Here is a 2,221-nt window from a genome sequence, read left to right on the forward strand (position 1 = left end):
CTTCAATTAATACATCCATGTGGCAAGAAATAGCCAACATGGCTAAATCCTCCATGCGCTGATCATCAAGACAAGCGGCAATGAGCAAAATACAATCCGCCCCTAGCACTCTAGATTGAAACACTTGGTAGGGTTCAATAATGAATTCTTTGCGTAATACTGGCAGCGTGGAGACGGACCTAACTTGTGCAACATATTGATCATCACCTTGAAAGAAATCTTTGTCAGTTAGTACGGATAGACAGGCGGCACCATGTTGCTCATAACTTTTAGCAATTTCTGCCGGATTAAAATTCTCACGCAGCACGCCTTTCGAAGGGGAGGCTTTTTTAATCTCAGCAATGATAGCATTTTGCTTAAGATCGGCTTTATCCTTAAGCGCTTGATAAAAATCACGTGTGGTGCGATCTTCGTAAGCTTTTTCCATCATTTTGTCGTAGGAAGTATGTTTGAGTGCTTCTTTAATCTCTTGCTCTTTTCGGGCAATGATTTTTTTTAGAATGTCAGGTGTATTTGCCATAATTGAAATTTATTTTTCGAATGCTAGGCATTTTAAATGAATTGTTTGGCTTATAATTGACCTTATCACTTTTAACCATTTTTGACTACGATGAAACTATTAGACTTTGAAATCGGTATTGATCAGCCTTTTTTCTTAATTTCCGGCCCTTGTGTGATTGAATCAGAAGAATTAGCATTGGGCACAGCAGAGCATTTAAAAAATGTAACTGATGCACTAGGTATTAACTTTATTTACAAGTCCTCGTATGACAAGGCAAATCGCTCTAGTACGGGCAGCTTTAGAGGTTTAGGCATTGAAGAAGGCTTGCGAATTTTAGAAAAAGTTAAAACAGAAATTGGCGTACCGGTATTGACAGACGTACACGAAGATACGCCACTTGACGAAGTGGCAGACGTGGTTGATATGATGCAAACACCGGCTTTTTTAGTGCGCCAAACAAACTTCATTCAAAATGTGTGTAGCCAAGGTATTCCAGTTAATATTAAAAAAGGTCAATTTCAGGCGCCATGGGATATGCAAAATGTTGTCGATAAGGCGTTTGAAGTAGGCAATCAACAAATCACCATTTGTGATCGAGGCACCTCATTTGGCTACAACACATTAGTATCTGATATGCGCGGTTTGTCAACCATGCGTTCAACTGGTCAGCCAGTGGTGTTTGATGCTACACATTCAGTGCAGCAGCCTGGCGGTAACGGACTTACTTCGGGTGGTCAGCGCGAAATGGTGCCGGTATTAGCAAGAGCGGCAGCAGCTGTTGGTGTAAGTGGCTTTTTTATGGAAACTCACCCGGACCCTGAAAATGCACTCAGTGATGGTCCGAATATGATCCCGATTCACAAAATGGCAGACATGCTTAAAACGCTTAAAGATATTGATACCATTACCAAACAAAACGGCTTTTTGGAAGATCAGTTAAGCTAATGATTAATCGATTTGTTGCGTTAATCATTGTACTGCTCTTGTCCTACAATAGTCTGGCGAACAAGCCAGACTTGTTTTTACTTAAAACGTATGATGACTCCAAAGAAGTCATTGGCTGGGTGATGAGTGAAAAGCTTGATGGTATTCGAGGTTTTTGGACGGGGCAAGAATTACTAACGCGGGGCGGAAAACGCCTTAATCCGCCGACTTGGTTTACTCAAAACTACCCACCATTTGCTGTTGATGGCGAGCTATGGACTAAGCGGGGAGATTTTGAAAATATTTCATCGATTGTACGCAGCAAAGATTCAAATCATCGTTGGCAGCAAATCACTCATCATATTTTTGAAGTGCCAAACCAGCCCGGTGGCTTGCTAACAAGACTGGATGTGTTAAATACATATCTGGGTAATTATCCTGTGGCACATCTTAAAGTGCTTAAGCAAACCAAAATTACCAATCAACAGCAACTACAGGATTTTTTAGCTGAAGTGGTTAGCGACAAAGGTGAAGGGGTAGTGGTGCGCAATCCGGATAGTTTATATGCAACAGGGCGATTATCCTCAGCGCTAAAAGTAAAAAAATATTCTGATACCGAATGTGTGGTGTTAAAGATACTACCAGGCAAAGGTAAATATTTAGGCAAAATGGGTTCGGTTCTTTGTCAAGATGATAACGGCAAACAACTTAAAGTCGGCTCAGGATTTAAAGATAAAGACAGAGCTAATCCGCCTGCTATTGGTAGTAAAATTACCTTCAAATATTACGGCTTAA

The 2,221-nt window shown here is 40.8% G+C and carries 3 protein-coding genes; 2 read left to right on the forward strand and 1 reads right to left on the reverse strand.

From position 1 onward, the window contains the following. Positions 1 to 520 (reverse strand): indole-3-glycerol-phosphate synthase (locus PSN35_RS07235; RefSeq protein WP_300031503.1); only part of this gene is annotated, 520 nt, incomplete at its 3' end. Positions 521 to 610: 90 nt separating this feature from the next. On the opposite strand from PSN35_RS07235, the gene kdsA reads away from it, so the two are divergent. Continuing rightward, a complete protein-coding gene (gene kdsA, locus PSN35_RS07240; RefSeq protein ID WP_300031505.1) occupies positions 611 to 1,447 on the forward strand; it encodes a 3-deoxy-8-phosphooctulonate synthase in 837 nt (278 codons plus the stop codon). Further along, positions 1,447 to 2,221: DNA ligase (locus tag PSN35_RS07245; protein ID WP_300031507.1), on the forward strand; the 775-nt coding region annotated here is incomplete at its 3' end. The genes kdsA and PSN35_RS07245, both read left to right, overlap by 1 nt.

The organism is Candidatus Thioglobus sp. (assembly GCF_028599055.1).
GTDB lineage: Bacteria > Pseudomonadota > Gammaproteobacteria > PS1 > Pseudothioglobaceae > Thioglobus_A.

Coding starts and splice junctions, on each gene's coding strand:
- kdsA (WP_300031505.1), top strand. CDS start 611: ATGAAACTATTAGACTTTGAAATCGGTATTGATCAGCCTTTTTTCTTA.